The organism is Mesorhizobium sp. B2-4-13 (assembly GCF_006658535.1).
Classification (GTDB): domain Bacteria; phylum Pseudomonadota; class Alphaproteobacteria; order Rhizobiales; family Rhizobiaceae; genus Mesorhizobium; species Mesorhizobium australicum.
The window spans coordinates 757,430-778,057 of record NZ_VFVB01000001.1 but is presented as its reverse complement, the minus strand read 5'-3'; the positions used below and the strand labels follow the sequence as shown (position 1 = coordinate 778,057).

At 64.5% G+C, this 20,628-nt stretch carries 17 protein-coding genes; 7 read left to right on the top strand and 10 right to left on the bottom strand.

The window, feature by feature from the left end:
• Positions 1 to 146 precede the first annotated feature (146 nt).
• The 3 genes from zwf to edd all read left to right on the top strand — a co-directional run bounded on the left by zwf (position 147) and on the right by edd (position 4,214).
• The gene (gene zwf, locus FJ936_RS03725; RefSeq protein WP_015316300.1) at positions 147 to 1,619 is read left to right on the top strand and encodes a glucose-6-phosphate dehydrogenase; all 1,473 of its coding nucleotides are present in this window, start codon (positions 147 to 149) and stop codon (positions 1,617 to 1,619) included.
• Complete coding sequence (pgl, locus tag FJ936_RS03720) at positions 1,601 to 2,317, top strand: 6-phosphogluconolactonase (RefSeq protein WP_140790473.1); 717 nt, start codon at positions 1,601 to 1,603, stop codon at positions 2,315 to 2,317. The genes zwf and pgl overlap by 19 nt, the downstream gene beginning before the upstream one ends.
• 73 nt (positions 2,318 to 2,390) lie before the next feature.
• Positions 2,391 to 4,214 carry a phosphogluconate dehydratase gene (gene edd, locus FJ936_RS03715; RefSeq protein ID WP_140790472.1) on the top strand — a complete coding sequence of 608 codons (1,824 nt, stop codon included), beginning with the start codon at positions 2,391 to 2,393 and terminating at the stop codon, positions 4,212 to 4,214.
• A gap of 67 nt (positions 4,215 to 4,281) precedes the next feature.
• Here the strand turns inward: edd and FJ936_RS03710 are convergent, their stop codons facing one another.
• The 4 genes from FJ936_RS03710 to FJ936_RS03695 form a co-directional block, all read right to left on the bottom strand.
• A complete protein-coding gene (locus FJ936_RS03710) occupies positions 4,282 to 5,946 on the bottom strand; it encodes a VWA domain-containing protein (protein ID WP_141906108.1) in 1,665 nt (554 codons plus the stop codon).
• 112 nt (positions 5,947 to 6,058) lie between these two features.
• Positions 6,059 to 7,057 carry a GlxA family transcriptional regulator gene (locus FJ936_RS03705; protein ID WP_032922464.1) on the bottom strand — a complete coding sequence of 333 codons (999 nt, stop codon included), beginning with the start codon at positions 7,055 to 7,057 and terminating at the stop codon, positions 6,059 to 6,061.
• A 28-nt stretch (positions 7,058 to 7,085) separates the two neighbouring features.
• Complete coding sequence (folD, locus tag FJ936_RS03700; RefSeq protein ID WP_140660787.1) at positions 7,086 to 7,985, bottom strand: bifunctional methylenetetrahydrofolate dehydrogenase/methenyltetrahydrofolate cyclohydrolase FolD; 900 nt, start codon at positions 7,983 to 7,985, stop codon at positions 7,086 to 7,088.
• 179 nt (positions 7,986 to 8,164) lie between these two features.
• On the bottom strand, positions 8,165 to 10,756 hold the full coding sequence (locus FJ936_RS03695; protein ID WP_140790468.1) for a GumC family protein: 2,592 nt from the start codon (positions 10,754 to 10,756) through the stop codon (positions 8,165 to 8,167).
• A 200-nt stretch (positions 10,757 to 10,956) separates the two neighbouring features.
• Here FJ936_RS03695 and FJ936_RS03690 point away from each other — a divergent pair, with 200 nt between their 5' ends.
• On the top strand, positions 10,957 to 12,252 hold the full coding sequence (locus FJ936_RS03690; protein WP_141906107.1) for a lipopolysaccharide biosynthesis protein: 1,296 nt from the start codon (positions 10,957 to 10,959) through the stop codon (positions 12,250 to 12,252).
• Between the two features lie 6 nt (positions 12,253 to 12,258).
• On the opposite strand, the gene FJ936_RS03685 is transcribed toward FJ936_RS03690, so the two are convergent.
• The 3 genes from FJ936_RS03685 to FJ936_RS03675 are packed head-to-tail and all read right to left on the bottom strand — an operon-like array spanning position 12,259 to position 15,157.
• The gene (locus FJ936_RS03685) at positions 12,259 to 13,185 is read right to left on the bottom strand and encodes a DUF6492 family protein (RefSeq protein ID WP_140790464.1); all 927 of its coding nucleotides are present in this window, start codon (positions 13,183 to 13,185) and stop codon (positions 12,259 to 12,261) included.
• Entirely contained in the window at positions 13,182 to 13,988 is an 807-nt protein-coding gene (locus FJ936_RS03680; RefSeq protein WP_140790462.1) for a WecB/TagA/CpsF family glycosyltransferase, read from the bottom strand. The genes FJ936_RS03685 and FJ936_RS03680 overlap by 4 nt, the downstream gene beginning before the upstream one ends.
• Entirely contained in the window at positions 13,985 to 15,157 is a 1,173-nt protein-coding gene (locus tag FJ936_RS03675) for a glycosyltransferase family 4 protein (protein ID WP_140790460.1), read from the bottom strand. Before FJ936_RS03675 ends, FJ936_RS03680 begins: the two co-directional genes overlap by 4 nt.
• A 171-nt stretch (positions 15,158 to 15,328) precedes the next feature.
• Here FJ936_RS03675 and FJ936_RS03670 point away from each other — a divergent pair, with 171 nt between their 5' ends.
• Genes FJ936_RS03670 through proC form a run of 3 tightly spaced genes read left to right on the top strand, consistent with a single transcriptional unit; the run spans position 15,329 to position 18,500 of the window.
• The gene (locus tag FJ936_RS03670) at positions 15,329 to 16,327 is read left to right on the top strand and encodes a glycosyltransferase (protein ID WP_140790458.1); all 999 of its coding nucleotides are present in this window, start codon (positions 15,329 to 15,331) and stop codon (positions 16,325 to 16,327) included.
• A complete protein-coding gene (locus FJ936_RS03665; RefSeq protein WP_015316288.1) occupies positions 16,296 to 17,624 on the top strand; it encodes an O-antigen ligase in 1,329 nt (442 codons plus the stop codon). Before FJ936_RS03670 ends, FJ936_RS03665 begins: the two co-directional genes overlap by 32 nt.
• A gap of 60 nt (positions 17,625 to 17,684) precedes the next feature.
• Positions 17,685 to 18,500: a pyrroline-5-carboxylate reductase gene (proC, locus tag FJ936_RS03660; RefSeq protein ID WP_140790454.1), complete on the top strand. Its 816-nt coding sequence runs from the start codon at positions 17,685 to 17,687 to the stop codon at positions 18,498 to 18,500.
• A 10-nt stretch (positions 18,501 to 18,510) separates the two neighbouring features.
• On the opposite strand, the gene FJ936_RS03655 is transcribed toward proC, so the two are convergent.
• Genes FJ936_RS03655 through FJ936_RS03645 form a run of 3 tightly spaced genes read right to left on the bottom strand, consistent with a single transcriptional unit; the run spans position 18,511 to position 20,525 of the window.
• Positions 18,511 to 18,903, bottom strand: a complete 393-nt coding sequence (locus tag FJ936_RS03655) for a type II toxin-antitoxin system VapC family toxin (protein ID WP_015316286.1) — start codon at positions 18,901 to 18,903, stop codon at positions 18,511 to 18,513.
• Positions 18,903 to 19,145 (bottom strand): type II toxin-antitoxin system VapB family antitoxin, encoded by a 243-nt coding sequence (locus tag FJ936_RS03650; RefSeq protein WP_015316285.1) that lies wholly within the window; start codon positions 19,143 to 19,145, stop codon positions 18,903 to 18,905. The genes FJ936_RS03655 and FJ936_RS03650 overlap by 1 nt, the downstream gene beginning before the upstream one ends.
• 45 nt (positions 19,146 to 19,190) lie before the next feature.
• Positions 19,191 to 20,525 carry an NAD(P)H-dependent oxidoreductase gene (locus tag FJ936_RS03645; protein ID WP_140614672.1) on the bottom strand — a complete coding sequence of 445 codons (1,335 nt, stop codon included), beginning with the start codon at positions 20,523 to 20,525 and terminating at the stop codon, positions 19,191 to 19,193.
• Between the last annotated feature and the right edge of the window lie 103 nt (positions 20,526 to 20,628).

The window sequence follows — 20,628 nt, the reverse complement described above, 5'->3', positions numbered from 1 at the left end:
CCCGGCGGCGCCAGTGTCAAGCGCACACGTGGACCGACGCAAAATCCAGCGGTTGGTCCTTGATGTGACACCATGGCACTGGAAAATTTAAATCGATTAGAATATATCAGCCGCGTATTTGCGACCGGCGTCAAAGCGGACAGACCATGACCAGCCAGATCATCCCCGTCGACCCTTTCGACTTTATCATTTTCGGTGGTACCGGCGACCTGTCGGAACGCAAGCTGCTGCCGTCGCTCTACTATCGCCAGCGCGACCATCAATTCTCCGAGCCGACGCGGATCATCGGCACGTCGCGCTCGAAAATGAGCGACGAGGAGTTCCAGGCGTTCGCCAAGCAGGCGATTTCGGACCATGTCAAGCCGGCCGATATCGATGCCAAGGAGTTGAAGACCTTCCTCGCCCGGCTTTCCTACGTCCCGGCCGATGCAACGAGCGGCGCCGGCTTCGACAAGCTGAAAAAGGCGATCGGCGAAAGCGACCACATCCGCGCCTTCTACCTGGCCGTGGCGCCGGCGCTGTTCGGCGACATCTCGCACAAGCTCAAAGAGCACAATCTGATCACGCCGAATTCGCGCATCGTGCTGGAGAAGCCGATCGGCCGCGATCTTGCCTCGGCGCAGGCGCTCAACGACCTGGTCGGCGACGACTTCCACGAAAGCCAGATTTTCCGCATCGATCATTATCTCGGCAAGGAGACGGTGCAGAACCTGATGGCGCTGCGCTTTGCCAATGCGCTGTACGAGCCGCTGTGGAATTCCGCCCACATCGACCACGTGCAGATCACCGTCGCCGAGACCGTGGGCCTGGAAGACCGCGTCACCTACTACGACAAGGCCGGTGCGCTGCGCGACATGGTGCAGAACCACATGCTGCAGCTGCTTTGCCTCGTCGCCATGGAAGCGCCCTCGTCGATGGACGCCGACGCGGTGCGCGACGAGAAGCTCAAGGTGCTGCGGGCGCTGAAGCGCATCAACGGCAACGAGGCGCCGAAGCACACCGTGCGCGGCCAGTACCGCGCCGGCGCCTCGGCCGGGGGACCGGTGAAAGGCTATGTCGAGGAACTCGGCAAGGACAGCAACACAGAGACCTTCGTCGCCATCAAGGCCGAGATCGGCACCTGGCGCTGGGCCGGCGTTCCGTTCTACCTCAGGACCGGAAAGCGGCTGGCGACCCGGGTTTCGGAAATCGTCATCGAGTTCAAGCCGATCCCGCATTCGATCTTCGGCGACAGCGGCGCGGGGCCGATCTTTGCCAACCAGCTGGTCATCCGGCTGCAGCCGGACGAAGGCGTCAAGCAGTTCATCATGATCAAGGACCCAGGCCCGGGCGGCATGCGGCTGCGCCAGATCTCGCTCGACATGAGTTTCGCGCAGTCGTTCGACGGCCGCGCGCCTGACGCCTATGAACGGCTGATCATGGATGTCATCCGCGGCAACCAGACGCTGTTCATGCGTCGCGACGAGGTGGAAGCCGCCTGGAAGTGGATCGACCCGATCCAGAATGCCTGGGAAGGCGCCAAGCAGGAAGCGCAGGGCTATACGGCAGGCACATGGGGGCCGTCGGCCTCGATAGCGCTGATCGAACGTGACGGGCGGACATGGCACGAGAGCAATTGAACAGCGCCAGCTACAACTGGAACGCTTTTCCCGACCGTCCGCAACTGGCCTCGGCGCTGGCTGGCCGCGTCGCCGATGCCCTGACCAAGGCGATCGCCGGGCGCGGCACGGCATTGCTGGCGGTCTCCGGCGGCACGACACCGGCAAAGTTCTTTGCCGCGCTCTCCGCGGCGCCGATCGCCTGGGATAAGGTGATCGTGACGCTGGTCGACGAACGTTTCGTGCCGGCCTCCTCGCCGCGATCCAATGCCGGGCTGGTTGCCGCCAACCTGCTGCAGAACGCGGCCAAAGTGGCCCGCTTCGTTCCGCTCTACCACGAAGCGGTCGGCATCGAGGATGCCGCGGCTTCCGACGATGCGGCCCTGCGATCCCTGCCCTGGCCGCTCGATGTCGTGATCCTCGGCATGGGGCCTGACGGCCATACCGCCTCTTTCTTTCCCGACGCCGACGATCTGCCGAAGCTGCTCGACCCCGCCTCGGACAGGATCATCCTGCCGGTTCACGCGGCAAGTGCGGGTGAGCCTCGGCTGACCCTGACCCTGGCGCGGATCATCGACGCCGGTTTCATCGCGTTGCACATCGAGGGCGAGGACAAGCGCACCGCCTTCGACGGCGCGGCCGCGCCCGGGCCGCGAAAGCCTATCCGTGCCGTGCTCGACGCATCGCCCAAGCCCGTGGAGGTTTTCTGGGCGCCCTGATTTCAAGTTTACATGTGGTCCCGGCAACGGCGGGAGGATGTTTCCGGGACCTCGCCTGAAAGGACCTGATCCCATGACCGCAAGACGCGATATCGAAGCCATCACCGAACGGATACGCCAGCGCTCCAAACCGGGCCGGGAGCGCTACCTCAGCCGTATCGCCGAAGCGTCGAACCAGACCGCCAACCGGTCGATGCTGTCCTGCGGCAACCTTGCCCATGGCTTCGCGGTCTGCAGCCCCTCGGAAAAGCTGGCGCTTGGCGCCGACAAGGTGCCCAATCTCGGCATCATCACCTCTTACAACGACATGCTGTCGGCGCATCAGCCCTTCGAGACCTTCCCTGCCCTGATCAAGGACGCCGCGCGCGAGGCGGGCGGCATCGCCCAGGTGGCCGGCGGCGTGCCGGCGATGTGCGATGGCGTGACCCAAGGCCAGCCCGGCATGGAGCTGTCGCTGTTTTCGCGCGACGTGATCGCCATGGCAGCCGCGATCGGCCTGTCGCACAACATGTTCGACGCCGCCGTCTATCTCGGCGTCTGCGACAAGATCGTCCCGGGTCTGGTGATCGCCGCACTGACCTTCGGCCATCTGCCGGCGGTGTTCATTCCTGCCGGCCCGATGACGACAGGCCTGCCCAACGATGAGAAGGCCAAGGTCCGCCAGCTCTACGCCGAGGGCAAGGCAGGACGCGCCGAACTCCTGGAAGCCGAGTCCAAGTCGTATCACGGCCCGGGCACCTGCACCTTCTACGGGACGGCGAACTCCAACCAGATGCTGATGGAGATCATGGGCCTGCACACGCCGGGCGCGTCCTTCGTCAATCCCGGCACGCCGCTGCGCGACGCCTTGACCCGCGAAGCGACGAAACGGGCGCTGGCGATCACCGCGCTCGGCAACGCCTATACGCCGGTCGGACGGATGATCGACGAACGTTCGTTCGTCAATGGCGTCGTCGGCCTGCATGCCACCGGCGGCTCGACCAACCACACCATCCACCTGATCGCCATGGCCGCCGCCGCCGGCATCGCGCTGACCTGGCAGGATATTTCCGACCTCTCGGAAGCGGTGCCTCTGTTGGCACGTGTCTATCCGAACGGGCTTGCAGACGTGAACCATTTCCATGCCGCCGGCGGCCTCGGCTTCCTGATCCGCGAACTGCTCGACGAAGGCGTCCTGCACGAGGATGTGCAGACGGTGTGGGGCGAAGGCCTGCGGCCCTATGCGGTCGAGGCAAAGCTCGGCGCCGACGGCGGCGTGCTGCGCGAGGCTTCGCCGCGCGCAAGCGGCGACGAAAAGGTGCTGGCGCCGTTCAACAAGGCCTTCCAGGCGACGGGCGGCCTGAAGGTTTTGGCGGGCAATCTCGGCCACGCCGTCATCAAGACATCGGCCGTCAAACCGGAGCGGCGTATCATCGAAGCGCCGGCCAAGGTGTTCGACAGCCAGCAGGGGCTGAACGACGCCTTCAAGGCGGGCACACTCACCGGCGACTTCATCGCCGTCATCCGCTTCCAGGGTCCGAAGGCCAACGGCATGCCGGAACTGCACAAGCTGACCACCGTGCTCGGCATCCTGCAGGATCGCGGCCAGCGCGTGGCGCTGGTCACCGATGGGCGCATGTCGGGTGCCTCCGGCAAGGTGCCGGCGGCAATCCATGTGACGCCGGAAGCGGTCGAGGACGGGCCGATCGCGCGGATCCATGACGGCGACATCATCCGCCTCGACGCCGACGCCGGCACGCTGGAAGTGCTGGTGCCAGGCACCGAATTCGCGCTGCGCCGCACAGCCGAAGTCGATCTCATCGGCAATGAATTCGGCTTCGGACGCGAGTTGTTCGCCGGCTTCCGCCAATTGGTGGGCCGCGCCGATCACGGCGCCAGCGCGTTCGGCACTGCCTGACGCATTCTGTCCGGCATGAAAAAGGGCGGCTCGTGGCCGCCCTTTTTGCCGGTCGAAATCGCAATCCTCATTGCACCGTCAGTTCAACCCGCTCTCCGGCCTTCACGGTCACGGCGCCTTCCTTCTTGCTGTTGTCCGACCTCTCCGAAACCACGGCGTAATCGCCGGCCGCTATCGCGGCCTGATACTTCTCGTCATAGGCATAGCCGATCGACTTGCGATTGCCATTGATGTCCTTCTTCGTCTCGAAGATCTCGATCTTGGAGGTGCCAGGCGCCGTGATTGCCAGCACGCCGGCATTCATGGCGACCTTGAGGTCCTGGAACTCGCCGACCTTGACGCTGAAAGGCTGTTCCACGACGGCGAGATCGACCGTCGCGATCAGCACATAGTCATCGGGCGGTAGATCGAACTTGCTGTCGGGGCCATAGGCATAGGTGACCTCGTCGCGGGTGCCATCGATCTTCTTCTTGGCCTTGAGCACCTTGAAGCCGGTGCCTGAACCGTCAGCCTTGTCGCCGCCGGCCACATAGTATGCGTTGGCAACGACATGGCCGACGCCGACGATGATGTCCTTGTCGATCACCCTGCCCGCGGCGAGCGGGATCGTTTCGGTGACCACGCCCTGCCCGATCGTGACGGTCACTTTCTCGTCGCCGGCCGGCAACACGACTTTCGTGTCTCCATAATAGGTTGGAGGGTTGTCGACGCCCGGATAGGCGACCACGACAGCCGCCCCGCTGGCCACATCGGCACCCTGGCTCGGACGCGGATGCAGGATTAGCGTGCCGGCATTCAAGGTGAACAGCGGCTTGTAGACCTGGCCCGAGTCGATCTTGATCTTCTGCTCCGTCTTGACCTCGCCGTCGCGCGCGACGACGATGTAGTCGCCCGGTTCCAGATTGGCTTTGTAGTCGCCGTATTCGGTGGTGACGTTGTCGCCGCGCGTGCCGTCCGATTTGGCCTTGTAGACTTCCCAGGCATTGCCGTCGGTGACAGGATCGCCGCCCTCGGCCAGCACCACCGTCGGCATGAAATTGAACTCGGGCTTTGCCGGCTCGGGCGCTGGCGCCGGAGCGGGGGCTGGTGCTGGCTCGGGCGCCGGTGCCGGCGCCGCGACGGTTTCGACCAGCGCCTCCTGCAGCGCCTTCTCATCGGAAGCCTGGATGTATTTGCCGCCGGTATTGTCGGCGAGGCAGGCAATCTGCTTACCTTCGTCGGCGGTCAGGCCGAAGCCGACGACGTCGGCGGTGAAATCGACGCCGGAGGCTTCGAGTTCCTTGCCCAGCGCACAAGGGTCGCCGCCGCACGTTTCCAGCCCATCGGTGATAAGAACGACAGTTGCCTTGTCCTCGGTGTATTTCAGCGCTTCGGCCGCCTGCTTGACGGCTGCCGTCAGCGGCGTCTTGCCGAGGAACTTCATGCTGTCGGCGGCTGCCGAGATGGCGCTTGCCGAGCCCGCCTGGGGCGGCACGATCAGTTGGATGTCGTCGCAGCTGCCTTTTTCGCGATGGCCATAGGCCATGAAGCCGATCTCGTCGTCGGCGGGAACCGATTGAAGCACGGTCCTCAGCGATTCGCGAGCGATTTCGAGCTTGGGCATTCCGTCGATCTGCGCCCACATCGATCCCGACGCGTCGAGGATGATGATGACCTTGTTGGCGGCAAAGCCGAACGTCGTCATGAAAAACAGGAGGAACGCCGCAGCGACGCTCCGCGCAAGTATCGCCATCGAAATCTCCTGAGTTAGCCACCCCGTCCGCTGGCCGAAGCTATTTGAGCGCGTGCAGGGACACAAGCCGCCGCTATCAACGATAGCTCGCATAGGCCCGTGCGTACCCAATTCAGTATGTCGTGCGGCGCTCTTCCGAGGGCGGGCGGCCAAACTGCAGCCGATAGCTCTGGGCAAAATAGGAATGCGAGGTGAAGCCCGTCGCGATCGCCACGTCGAGGATAGGCATGTTGGTCTGGCGCAGCAATTCGCGCGCGCGCTCCAGCCGCAGCCGCATATAGTAGCGTCCGGGCGTGACGTTGAGATGGCGCAGAAACAGCCGCTCCACCTGGCGCACCGAGAGGCCCGCCGATTTGGCGAGCTGTACCGCCGACAGCGGTTCGTCGAGATGGTCGGCCATCAGTTCGACGATGCGTCGCAACTTCTCCGACTTGCCGGTGAGATCACGCTCCGGCCCGACGCGCTGGCGGTCTCCGGCGGAGCGGATGCGCTCGTGCTGGAACTGGTTGGCGACGCCATTGGCGAGGTTGGAGCCGAAATCGCCACGCACGATCTCCAGCATCAGATCGATCGAGGTGGTGCCGCCGGCGCAGGTGTAGCGCTTGCGGTCGATCTCGAAGACGTTGCCCGTGCAGTTGATGTCGGGAAAGCGCTCGACGAAGCCGGCGCGGTTTTCCCAATGAATGGTGCAGCGATAGCCTTCGAGCTGGCCGGCCTCGGCCAGCAGGTAGGATCCGACCGACAAGGCACCAAGCGCGTTGCCGCGCCGGCCCCAGCTGCGCAAGGCGGCCAGAACCTTGCTCTTGCCCGGAAATTCCGTAGTCAAGCCGACCGAGACGAAGAGAATATCGACCGGCGGCAGGTCGGCGACGGCGTAGTCGATCTTGAGCGGCAGGCCGTTGGAAGCCATCACCGGGTCACCATCGGCCGACACAGTTGTCCAGCCGTAGAAGTCGCGACCGAGCAGGCGGTTCGCCGACCGGAACGTATCGATCGCGGCGGCCAGCGAGAACATCGAAAACTTGTCGACCAGCAGGAAAGCGAACTGCCGGCCGCCTTGAACGGGATCATTCGTGACCGGCCGTTCCGGGGAAATAGTGGGGTTCGGCAAAGCTGCGGCTTTCAGGGTCAACCCGGGCTCAGAAGGAAGGCCGCTTCAGTCCGGCCGCAAGGTAGGCCGAAGCTAACGTATTGGCCATCAACATGGCAATGGTCATCGGCCCGACGCCGCCGGGCACCGGAGTGATCGCGCCGGCCGCCCTGGCCGCTTCGGCATAGGCGACATCGCCGACGAGACGCGACTTGCCCTCGCCTTTCTCGGGCGCGGGAATGCGGTTGATGCCGACATCGATGACGGTGGCGCCAGGCTTGACCCAGTCACCCCTGATCATTTCCGGCCTGCCGACAGCGGCGACCAGGATGTCGGCCGTGCGGGCAAGCGCCGGCAGGTCCTTGGTGCGGCTATGCGCGATGGTGACGGTGCAGTTGGCGGCAAGCAGCAGATTGGCCATCGGCTTGCCGACGATGTTGGAGCGGCCGACGACAACGGCGTTGAGGCCGGACAGATCCTTGCCGCGCACGCGCTCGATCAAAAGCATCGAGCCGGCGGGCGTGCAGGGAACGAAGGCCGTGTCGAGTTCACCGGTGCCGAGCTTGCCGACATTGATAAAATGGAACCCGTCGACGTCCTTGTGCGGCGCGATCGCCTGGATGATCTTGCCGGCATCGACATGGGCTGGCAGCGGAAGCTGGACCAGGATGCCGTTGATTTCAGGATCGGCGTTGAGTTCGGCGATGAGCTTGAGCAGCGCCTCTTGGGACGTTTCCGCCGGCAGCGTGTGCTGAAGCGAATGAAAGCCGCATTCCTTGGCGGTACGGGATTTGGAGGCGACATAGACCTGGCTCGCCGGATCCTCGCCGACGATGACCACGGCCAGACCTGGCTTGGCCTGGCCCTTGGCGACCAGCTCGGCAGTCAACGCCTTGACCGTCCGCACCACGTCTTCGGCAACGCTTTTTCCGTCAATCACTTCGGCCATGCCACCCTCAACATCGTTCCGCCCAACGCCGCTTCGAGAACATAATGCCGCGGCGCAGGCAATCTGCAGCGCGGCATTGTCACGAAAATACAAGCTCGCAATCCCGTCAAAGCGCCTTCCCATGCCGTTTACGCGAAACCGGCACGGTTTTGTTCGGCCTCCGCAGCCTATCTGATGGTTCAGAAGTAGCGGCGGCGGGTGCGGTTTTCCGTGAGTTCGCGGACCGCTTCGCGGAATTCACGCAGGCTGGCGCGAATCTCTTCGACCGATGCTTGTTCGCCACCCTCCTCGACCGGGGTCGGCCTCGCGGGCGGGGCGGCCGGTGGCTGCGCCGGAGGAGCGGGCGGCGGCGGATACGGCATCTGCGCCGCATAAGGTCCCGCTGAGCTTTGCGTGGAGGGATGGCCCGCTTGCGACCAGGGCTGCGCCTGGGGGTAGCCCAACGGCTGTGCATAGGGAGAGGACGGAAACGGGGGAGCCGGGTACGTTGCCTGTTGCGGCATTAGGGGCGAGCGCGAAGGCAAGGTCATCCGCTGCCCATACCCCGCATCGGGGCCCGGCTGGAAGGGTGACTGCGAATAATCCAGGCCGGCCGCCTGCCGAGGCCCGAAACCGGACTCCGGATGGCCAGGAAATAGCGGAGCGTTGACAGGCCGTCCGTTGTCGGCGAAGGCGGGCAGGCCGAACCCGCTGGAGATGTCGTCGTCGGCTTCGGCGGACGGCTTGCGGGACATGGCCTTGCGCATTCTCGACATAAGTGCGCCGATCCTCCCGGAGCTTTCGGCGGGAGCGGCCTCGGTCCGCGTGACCGGCGGCGGTGGTGCGGGCGGCGGCGGCACAGGCGCTGCCGCCATCGGTGGCTCTGGCGGAGGCTCCGCCCGGAATGCTTGCTCCTCGCGAGGCGCTCTCTGGTCAGCCAACTTGCGTTCGTCCACCTTGCGCTCGCGGCGTGAGCGCGCGCTTGCCGTCTCGCGCAGGCTGTCATAGGTGCCACGCAGAGCGCCGAGGCCAACACCGGCAGCAAGGCCAAGCAGCAGGCCGGCCAGCGCCACCAAGGCCCGTGAGGGTCCATTTGGCTCGAGTGGAGCCTGGGCGGGAGTGATCACATTGATGTTGGTCGTGTTGATGCCCGTCTGTTCACCAGTCTCCTTGGCGCGCAGGAGATATTGTTCGTAGACGGAACGCTTGGCGGTGGCCTCGCGCTCCAGCTCCCGCAGGGCAACCAGGTCGCTGTTGACGTCGCCGCTTTGGACCTTTGCCTGGGCCAGCCCGGAAGCGAGGTCCTGTTCGAGCTGAACCGCGCGCTTCAAGTCGACCTGCAGCGAAGAGGCGATGCGGCGCAGTTCAGCCGCGATGCGCTCGCGCGCGCCGGCGATCTGGGCGTTGAGGGCCTGGAGTTCTGGATGACGCGGTCCCAGCCGGACCGCGGCACGATCGGCCTCCTGCTTCAGCGTTGCATATTGCGAGCGCAGATCGCTCATGGCGTTGGAGTTGATCTCTTCCGGCAACGTGCCGGTCAGAACGGAATTGACGTCCAGCGAACGCGCCGACGCCGCCCGGGCATTGAGTTCCAGCGTGCGGGCGCGGGCGACCGAGAGCTGCTCGTTGAGCTTCAGCATTTGATCGTCGCTGATCAGATGGCCTTGCGCGTCGATCAGGCCATGCGTGGCCCTGAAATCCTCGACCTTGCGCTCGGCCGCCTCGACCCCCTTGCGCAGATCGTCGAGCTTGGACGTCAACTCGTTCGTCGCGCGTCCGGCCATGTCGGACTGGTATTTGGCGGCTTCCTGCTGGAAGACGGTTCTCGTCGTATTGGCAATGAGCGCCGATTTGTCGCCGTTCTGGGTTACGGCGCTGACGGAAATGACAAAAGTCTTGCCGCTGCGTTCGACCCACAGGCTCTTGGCCAGATTGCCGACAGCCAGAGCCTGGCGGCGAACCTCATCGACGCCGCCAGGCCCATCGTTGCGCGACACGATCGAGCGGATGAGCGACATGACGCCGAGGCCGCCGGAGCCCTGGCCATTGAATTCCGGATCGTTGACGAGGTTGAGATTCTTGACGACCTGATCGAGAACGGTGCCCGAGGTGAGCATCTTGATCCGGGTTTCGACGACGGCCAGCGCGGCATCGGGCTGGCCTACCGGTTGGGTGAGATCGCGGTCGGAGAGCTTCAGGTCACCCGGCTCGATGATCAGTTCGGTCGTGGCTTCGTATTTCTTCGGCATCGACAAGGCGATGGCAACGCCAAGTCCAGCGCCCAGTATCGTGGTCGCAACGATCAGCAGCTTCGACCTGGCAACGCCGCGAACGACCAGCATCGGATCGATCAGCGGCTTCCACTGCTGACTGTCCGCCCCGCCATTGGAGGACGGGTCGGCTCTGCCCGCAGCGCGGGACCCGATTGCATCGTGGGCGCCACCCGTGCCCGAAGGTTCCTCGGGGGCGGGCCTTGCTTGCGGCATGTCGGGTGGCAAATCGCCGGTGCCGGTTTCCCCCCGCGAACGCCAGGCGGCCTCGGATACAAACGGCTGCTCCTCGTCCAGGCGAGACCGTTCGGCGTTATCGGCTGCCGACCGAGGCGGGCTCGCCTTCGTCTCGCGACGGGAACGAGCCAGGCGATGGCGCGTGGCGGCATCCTCGCGCCATGAGGGGTCCGCGCGGTCTCCTATCGACACCAGCGAAGCATCGTCCTCGCCACGCACGGCTTCGCCAAGCGCCAGCAAGGAGCGCTCGCGCTTCCAGTCTTCACGGTTTTCCCTGTCGACCATGTCGTGGAGCTTTACTCTTGGCCGCTTGGCAGCGGCGGTCGGCCATTCGTTAAGTCACGCTAAACAGGCATAGGAAACAAAAGGTTAATTTTCGAAAGAGGACGGCAAGAATTCACGCCATGGTTGCAACAATTTTCAACACTACTGAAAGCTTCAGAACGGCGCGTTAAACTTTCCAGCCTATGCATTTTCCTCGACGTATGACTGAGGCCAGCGACATACCGCAAAGGCGGACCTTCGCGCGGATCGGCACCTTGATGGCCGAACGGCGGGGGCTGGTGCGCGACTATTTTTCGGCGATCAGCGGCGCCGGCGGGCGACTGGTGTTTTCACTCGCCTATTTCATCGCGCTCGCCAATACGCTGTCGATCGCAGAGTTCGGCATGTTCGCCACCGCCTCGGCGGCCGGCGTCATGCTGTCGAGGCTTCTCGCCTTCGGTTTCATTTCGGCACTCTACCGCACCGCCACCATCCGCCCCAATCTGATCGGCACGTTCACAGCAGGTTTCCTGCTGCTCGGCGCCGTCTCGCTGCCGCTTTTGGTCCTGGCCTCGTTCGGCGTCTACCTGATCTTCTTTGCCGGCACTGTGCCGCTGTCGGTATTCACGGCCATCGTTTTTGCCGAGGCACTGCTGTGGCGGCCGGTAGAAGTGGCGCTGATCGTCAACAACGGGCTGGGCAAATTCGGCCGTGCAGCCGTGCTGGCGATCCTGGCCACCGCACTGCGGGCGCTTGGCGCGGTGTTGTTCATGGTCTCGCCACAGCATGGCATTTGGATGTGGTCGTGGTTCTACATAGGGGCCAACGCTGCCTCGCTGCTTTTGGCTTTCGGCTGGTTCTATCCACGCCAGCGGCTGCGGCTGCGCATCGAACTCTATCTGCGGCGGCTCGCCGATTCCATCTATGTGGCCGGCGCCGAGGTGTTGTTCTACCTGCAATCGGAATTCGACAAGCTGCTGGTGCTGGCGATCGGCGGCCCGCATTTGGCCGGCATCTATGCCATCATCATGCGGCTCGTCGACCTGACGGCGATCCCCATCCGTACCTTCTCCATGATGCTCGTGCAGCGCATGATGCGCGCGCCGGAGCTGCTGTCGCGCCTTGCGATAAAGAGCGGCATCGAGGGCGGCGTGTTCCTCGTTTCAACGCTGGCGCTGGCAGCGCTTGGCATCGTGCTGCATTTCTTTCCCAACGCGCTCGGCAGGAATGTTTCCGAGGCCGCACCCCTGGTGGCGCTGGCGATCTGCGTGCCTGGACTGCGCAATCTGGTCGAATACCAGGCCGAGCTTCTTTTCGCGCGCGGCCAGACGCTGGTGCGAGCGCTCAATCTCGGCCTGCTCGCCGCCCTCAAGGCGCTGCTGCTGATCTATGTGCTGACCACCATTTCCGAAATATCTGATCTGGTGCTGTCGCTCAACATCGTCTTCCTGCTGCTCTACCTCGCGTCCATGCTGCTGACCTATTCGGCGCTGCGCAGACCGGCCAAGGCAATCTAGGACAAATCAGCGATCAAGCCCGATCAGGCGTCGGATCCGGCCTATATCGGTGCCGATAAAGGACTGCATGCCGATCGCCACCTGCTCTGGCGCCATGCTGGCAACGAAGCGGCGGAACTCGTCGTCCGACAGCGCCTCGCCCGTCCAGTGGACGCGGCAGAATTCTTCCGAACCGTGGAAGTGGCCGGCTCCGTCCAGCAGATCGTCGACATAGCGTCCGTAGATCATGCATTCGGAGAATTTGCGCGCCGAGCCGATGACCTCGACCCAGTCGCGGCCATGGACCTTTTCGATCCGGCCGCACATGGCAAGCACCGTGTCGCGGCGCCAGGCGATCAGCGTCGAGATATAGTCATGGACCGATGTCCGGGACGAATCGATGCCAAGCGCCGTTCCGGCATTGCGCGACCACAAGCGATGCTCGTCATGGCCGTCATCGGCGAGCACGCCATCCCGGCGGAACAAACGCGCCTTGCCATCTCGCCAGAAGGCACCGCAATCGAACGCCTTCAGGAAAGCGACGTCGGAATCGCAGAAGATCAGCACATCTTCCCCTGCGTGCGCCGATATGGCGATACGGCGCAGCTGCTGCACGTGCCAGCCACGCAGCGGCTGGGTCTTCAGGCTGAGCCAGACGCGGCGGCGAAACAGGCTGAGCGGATCGTCGAAGGCGCGCAGCCAGCGCGGCAGGAGATCCCGCTCATCGACGACCGAACGGCGGCTGGTCTGCAACTGACGGAAAAGCGCAAGGTCGCGATGTTCGACCAGAATGTAGTGGTGCGCGGCACCCGAGACATGCCGGTCAAGCGTTTCGCACAGCAGTCGGCAGCGTTCGAAATCCGGGGCGTAGCTTGCCGTCACAACCGCTGCCGTCGGCGCCTTCGGCAACAGGCGTGGGCCAACCAGCGGGTCTGGGACGAACCGCTTGTTCAACGAAACTCTCCGGGAGCATCTGCGACGGCTTCGGCGCCGCGCGCCCATTTCTGCTTGACGACCCGCCACAGGAACAGGGGGTTGCCGACCACGTAGCGGCGCCAGAGCCGGCCGGGCTCGACCGCCAGACGGAACAGCCATTCCAACCGCAGGCGGCGCATCCACGGCGGTGCGCGCGGCACCGAGCCGCTCAGGAAATCGAGCAGCGCGCCGACCGCGATCGGCAGCGTGCAATGGCGTTCGTCGATGTGACGTTCAATCCACAATTCCTGGCGCGGCACGCCCATCGCGACCAGCAGCATATCAGGCCGTAGCTTTGCGATCCGGTCGATGATCTCCGGCTCCTGCGCGGGGGAGAAATAACCGTCGTGAATGACCACGAAGTTGTGCTGTACGGCAAGCGCCGCCAGCTTCACGGACGCCGCCTCGGCGTTGACACGGGTCGCTCCGAGCAGCCCCACCGTCAGCGGCCTCTTGGAAGCCTGCAGGAAGGCCGGCACGAAGTCGGTGCCGTTGAGATTGTCGGGAAACGGCGCGCCGTAGAGAAGCTTCGCGGCGAGATCGACGCCGATGCCGTCCGGCAGGATGAGGAAATCGTCGAGCGCCTCGGCGAACACCGGGTCGGTGTGGGCGATATTGGCATTGTGGGCGTTGAGGAAACTGACCTTGGTGAAGCGCCGCTCGGCGATCAATCGGTTCAGCAAGGCAATCGCATCGTCCCAGCGGATCGCCAGCACCGGGATGCCGAGGATTGCCTTCAGGCTGTCAAAGCCGAACGCGGCGCGGGCGGCGTGCATGTTCATGCAAACACCTCCTCCCGCACGGCGCCGATTTTTTCGAGACCGACACGAACCGCGGCGTCGAACGCCTTGACCTGCCGGCGATGGAAGGTGCTGCCATCGACATCGTGAATGTCGGCCGCGGCTGCCTCCAGGGCCCGGGCGAAGCCGGCCGGATCGTCGGTGACGACGCAATTGTCGGGGCGATGGTCGATGCCGCGCAGCGACCGGCTGGTGGCGACCGAGGGCAGGCCAAGCTCGAAGGTCTCGATGGTCTTCAACTGTACGCCGCTGCCCGCGGTGCTGATCAGCGGGATGACGGCCGCGCCGCGCACGAAAGCCCTGGCATCCGCGACACGGCCGACAAACTCGACGCCCGGATGCGCGGAGGTGACGCCGGAAGGCATGTGACCCGCTATGCGGACGCGGAAACCAGGCCGCAGATGCGGCACCACCTTGCCCAGGAACCAGTCGAGGCCGATGCGGTTCGGCTGCCAGGTCCAGGTGCCGATCAGGGCCGCGTCGCAGTCGATCGCGCGCCGGCCTTTCCGGACTGGCGCCGTGGCGCCGGTCACCAGCGGCAGCACCGCCGAACGATCATCCGAGGCGACGCCAAGTGCCCCGCGATCCTCCTCGGCCAACGTGAAGACAAAACGCGCGCGGCGGCAGAGGCGCTCTTCGACCAGTTTCAGCAGCCTTGCCTCGCGCCGAAACAGCAGGCGCTGGAAAATGCCGGCGGCGGCAACGGCGTTCTCCCGCGCCGAGAGATGCTCGACATTGTGGGCGACGAAAATCGAAGGCCGGTCTTCGAAGACCCGTTCGAAAGCGCCGGCGAACTGCACGGAATTCAGCACATAGCCATCGAACGGACCGGCTCGTTCGAGGGCGGCCTGAACATCGTGGCTGGACACCGCACGCAACTTGACCGACGCGAAGGTCAGGCCTGAAAACATCGCCTTGCCGAGCCAGGCAAGCTTTTGCAGCGGCGAAGCACTTTCGGTGCGCACGTCGACCGCCCCCAGCACCACGGTATTTTCGGGATCGGCCGCGGCTTTCCCGGGCCAGGTGAAGCCGATGACCGTGACGCGCGCGCCGGCGCGCCGCAGGGCGGCGATAATCGCGGCGTTGGCTATCTCGTAGCCCGAGGCGAGAGCACCGTCGGGCACGATCGAGGTGGCGAACAGCAGATGCATCTTACCTATCCTGTGGTGTAGCCGGTAGCAAAGCGCGGTGAACCCTTGATTAAACGAGCACGATCAACGCCCCAAAACCCATGTCTGGCGGGCCTCTCCGTGCAAGGTGATTAACGAAACCTTATCATCGTGGTGCTACCAGAACGCGACTCACGGCGCGGCTGGACACGGATGATCCCTTTGCCATTGGACGGTTCGGTATCGATCGCGGGACGGTCTCGCCTGCTCGACGTGGAGGCCGTCGAAGCGATCGTCACCTTGCCGACCTTCAAGCGGCCGCAGCAGGTGCTGGAGACACTGGCGTCGCTGCGCGCGCAGCAAACCGACAGGCGCTTTGCCGTCATCGTCATCGAAAACGAGGTCGAGGCGCGGGAGGGCGCCAAGGCGGTGCTGCCGCTGTTCGAGCGCGGCGAGATACCGGGCATGGTCATCATCGCGCATGAGCGCGGCAATTGCAGCGCCTACAATGCCGGCTGGCAGACGGCGATCCTGCAGTTCCCGAACTTCAAGCATCTTCTGGTCATCGACGATGACGAGACCGCCGATCCGCAATGGCTGGAGCGGATGTGCCACGCCGCCGAAACGCTCGCCGCCGACATCGTCGGCGGCCCGCAGGTGCCCGTTTTTGCCGATCCTGCCCATGCCAAATGGGCCGAGCATCCCGTCTTCGCACCCCCCTACCGGGAGACGGGACGGGTGCCCGCGCTCTATTCGTCCGGCAATCTTCTGGTCGGGCGCAACGTGCTGACCGCGATGGGGCCGCCCTTCCTCGATCTCAGATTCAATTTCATGGGCGGCGGCGATTCCGACTTTCTCAGCCGGTCGGCGCAACGCGGCTTCGTGCTGGGCTGGTGCGCCGAAGCCAAGGTGCGGGAGACCGTTCCGGCCCGGCGCGTCGAGACCGACTGGATCCGCGCCCGCAGCCTACGCAACGGTGTCATCTCGACACTGGTGGAAAAGAAGAGGCGCGCCGGGATGCCGTTCGCCGGCGCCAAGGTATTCGCCAGGAGCCTGGCGCTGCTTGCCGCCTCGCCGCTTCGCGGCATCATGCGGCTGGCGCGCACGGGATCCCCGGCGGCCGCCATCTACCCCGTCCATGTGGCGCTGGGCCGCGTGCTGGCCGAATTCGGATATGCCAATGAGCAATACCGCCAGCCTGAGAAGAACTGAGCGCGCGCCGCTCAGCGCCGCGTTCACGCGCGGTGGCGTGGCGACCGCGATCGCCGCGCTGCTGTTCACCGTCATCATGGTGTCCTTCCGCCCGTTCCAGCCGGCCGGCGCCGAACTCACCGGCGAAGGGGGCGACATCGTCAATCAGCTCGGCTTCGGCTCGCTCGGCGGGATTTCGATCTTCGCGCTGATGGCCTTCGCCGATCCGCGCGTCGTGCGCTCGCTGCTCAGCCCATCCTGGATACTGATGCTGGGCTTCTTCTTCCTGTCGGTGGTGCTGGCGACCGATCCGCCCTCGGCAATGCGCGCGGCGTCCTTCACCATGATCGGCATCCTGACGATGGCGACGATTCTGGCGCTACCCCGCGACGCGGAGTCCTTCTCCAGGGTCATCATCTTCACCGCGGTCGTGGTCATGGGCCTGTCCTATCTCGGCCTGATCGTCTTTCCGCACGAGGCGATGCACACGGCTGACTCGCAGGAGCCCGAACATGCCGGCCTGTGGCGCGGGGTGTTCACCCACAAGAACATCGCCGGCCCGATCATGGCCTGCTTCAGCTTCGCCGGGCTTTATCTCTACCGACGCGGCCAGCGCTGGTGGGGCGCGGGTATCTTCTGCGCGGCGATGATCTTCATGCTGCACACCGGCTCCAAGACCACCGCCGGGCTGGTGCCGTTCTCGATCCTGATCGTGATGTTTCCGAGTCTGATGGGCATGCGGCTCGGTACGCCGATCCTGTTCATGCTGGCGATCATCGCCACGGCGGTCGGCACGCTGGGCATCGTCTTCCTGCCGCCGGTGAAGCATCTGGCGGCCATCTACTTCCCCGACCTCACCTATACCGGCCGGACGACACTGTGGGAGTTCGCCGGCTCGATGCTGGCGAAGAAGCCGTGGACCGGCTACGGTTATGAGAGCTTCTGGGGCACGCCGCTGCTGCTCAACCAGGACCAACCCTTCGATCGCCCGTGGGACATCAGGACCATCGTGCACGGCCATGACGGCTATCTCGACATCGCGGTGCTGATGGGCATCCCTGCCCTTTGCGTGGCGGTCTACACCTTCCTCATCGCACCATTGCGCGACTATATGCGCATTCCGCAGCGCAAGGAGAACATCTATCTCGGCGATTTCTTCATGATGGTGGTGCTGTTCACCGCACTCAACGCCTTTCTCGAGAGCTTCTTCTTCCATCGCGGTGATCCGGTCTGGCTGTTCTTCGTGCTCGGCGTGCTGGGCCTCAGGCAAGTGTCGTTGCGGCCGATCGCGGTGCGCACGCCTGTTCAGCGGTCCTGAGAGGGCTTCCCCACCGATCCGCGAGCGTCTATGTCAGGGCCTTTCCTCGGAGGGATCTCGATGACGATCAGGCTTGTTCTCGCCGGTTGCGGCAATATGGGTTACGCCATGCTCTCGGGCTGGCTGAAGTCCGGCAAGCTTGCACCCTCGGCGGTTTTCGTGGTCGAGCCCAATGCCGAGCTGCGCGATCGCGCAGTGGCGCTTGGCTGCGGCGCGGCGGCGGATGCCGGAGCCATTCCGGCGGATGCCGTGCCCGATCTGGTCGTCATCGCGGTAAAACCTCAGGTGATCCGCGACGTCACCGCCGCGTACAAGCGCTTCGGCGATGGACGCACCACTTTCGTCAGCATCGCCGCCGGCACGCCGTCCGCCACCTTCGAGGGCATCCTCGGCAACCGCGCCCCCGTTGTGCGGTGCATGCCCAACACGCCGGCGGCCATCGGCAAGGGCATGATGGTGGTGTTTTCCAATCCCCTGGTTTCCGCCGACGCCAAGCGCTTCGTCGCCGACCTTCTGTCGGCCAGCGGCGAAGTGGCCACTGTCGACGACGAGGGCCTTATGGATGCGGTGACCGCCGTGTCCGGATCGGGTCCGGCCTATATCTTCCATTTCATCGAGGCGCTGACGGTGGCCGCCGAGAAGGCCGGCCTGCCGGCGGCGACCGCCAGGCTGCTCGCCATGCAGACCGTCTACGGCGCGGCATCGCTCGCCGCTGAAAGCCGCGAGGACCCGGCTATGCTGCGCAAGCAGGTGACCAGCCCCAACGGCACGACGGCGGCGGCGCTTGGCGTGCTGATGGGCGATGACCGCTTGACCAATCTCCTCACGCAAGCGGTGGAAGCGGCGCGGCTGCGGTCGATCGAACTAGGGAAATAGAGCAGACTCCCTAGGCCAGATCGGTATGCGAGAAGTCGTTGCCTTTGTAGAGCAGAGCAGAGCCGCGGCCCTTTGCGCATGCATAGGACAGGCAATCGGCCAGGTTGAGTTGGGCGGGATGCCCGCGTCCTTTTCCATAGTCTGAAAAAGCTTGGACCGCGAGCTTGGCGTCGCCGGCGTCGATGGGAACGATTTCGATTTCGGCCTCGCGCAGAAAAGCCTCGATCGCCACTTCAGCGACGAGCGGCTCGACGGCCAGCATAGTTGAGAGCCGCATAGCCGCTTCGAGCACCACCAGCGCGGAAGTAATCCTGCGAGGTGCTACCGCGATGCGGTTGCTCCACTCGCCAGCATCTCCTTCTCCCGAAAGAATTGCGACGACCACCGAGGTGTCGACAAACATCAGGAGTGGCCCCACATCTCATCGATCTCATCCTTGTGTACGGGCCGGCCGCCCTGGCCAGCTCTGGCTTTGAGTTCATCGGCGATGGCAGCCAGCCGCTGCGCCAACGGAGCGCGTCCACTTTCCCGTTTCAGTTCGGACTCAAGAGCTTCGATCACCGCCTCGGTCATCGAAATCTTGCGTTTGGCGGCGAGCCGCTGTGCCAGTTCACGTGCACGCGGGTCCCTGATCTGGAGGTTCATTGGTCGATCCTCGGCGTCATCTGCCATTACAATATAGCGCATCTGTCATGACAGCGCCACAACGGGCTTGTTTCCGTACAGCATCTCGTCCTGCAGGCGGCGCAGCGCGAACAGACTGGTCGTCCGGTCTGGCGCTGCATTGTCGGTGGTCAGCAGTGCACCTTTCCTGACCGGCTTCAGCACCTTGCCGCCCTCAAGCAGGCCGACCGGCACGGCGCGCTGGGAACGCGCGTCGCCGACGGTCATGGTCCAGGAGCGATAGCAGGTCTCGCCGATCGCATCGAAGGTCTCGCCGGCGGCGAGATCGCGCTTGGCGACGGCGCAGACCTCGGCAACCGGCCGCGGCAGCGGCACCATGTCGGGCTTGCCGAACAGCACGATGCGAGCGGCCGTCAGCGGCACTTCCAGTGAGGTCAGATGGTAGGGCCGGAACAGGCTGTAATAGGGACCGCGGCCGATATGCAGGTCGTCCATGCGTTCGATGATGCGCGGATGCGTCGCCTCGACGATGACGAAGACACCGGGCGCCACACCCTTGCCGATAGTGTAGTCGACGACGCCTTTTTTCAGCAGGAGGCCACCATCCTCGCGCGGGATCAGCACCTTGACGAGGTCATCGCGGTCGGCCTTGGGACCATGCATGCCGGGCACGTCAGGCACCAGCCCGGTGGCGTTGGCGATGGCGCACATCTCGACCATGGTCTTGGAGCCGTCGACGAACTCGACCAGCATGCGCGGGTTCATGTTGCGGCGGGTCGCTTCCTCGCGATAGTCGTCAGGCACGGCATCGTGGTTGAGCGGGTTGTTCTTGCCCTTGCCAGCCGAGACGATGGTAAGGCCGAGTGCGGACGCGAACTCGATCAGTTCCATGCAGCTCGACGGCTCGTCGCCGGCGCCGACCGAATAAACCACGCCAAGCCGGTCGGCCTGCTGCTTGAGGTAACAGCCGATGGTGACGTCGGCCTCGACATTCATCATCACCAGGTGCTTGCCGTGCTCCATCGCCATCAGGTCGAAATCGGCGGCGACGCCCGGCTTGCCGGTGGCGTCGATGACGACATCGATCAGTGGGTTGGTGACCAGCATCTCGTTCGAGGTGATGGCTATTTTTCCAACCTCGATCGCCGCAGTGACTTTCGACGCGGTGTCGGCTTCGACCGCCATCGCCTCGTCACCGTAGGCGATGCGGATGGCGTCACGCGCGGTGTGCGGGCGCCGGGTCGAGACGGCGCAAACCGCAATGCCGGGCATCAGCATGCCTTGCGTGACGAGGTCAGTGCCCATTTCGCCGGAGCCGATGATGCCGATGCGCACCGGGCGGCCCTCGGCGGCACGTCTGGCGAGATCGCGGGCAAGCCCGGTCAAGGCGACATTGGTCATGCGGGATGTCCACAGCTTCTTGGTCTGGACGCGAATTAGCAGGGACCATTCCCCTGTGCCAACAAAACCGCTCGCGACCGGCGATTTCCAACGAAAATGACCC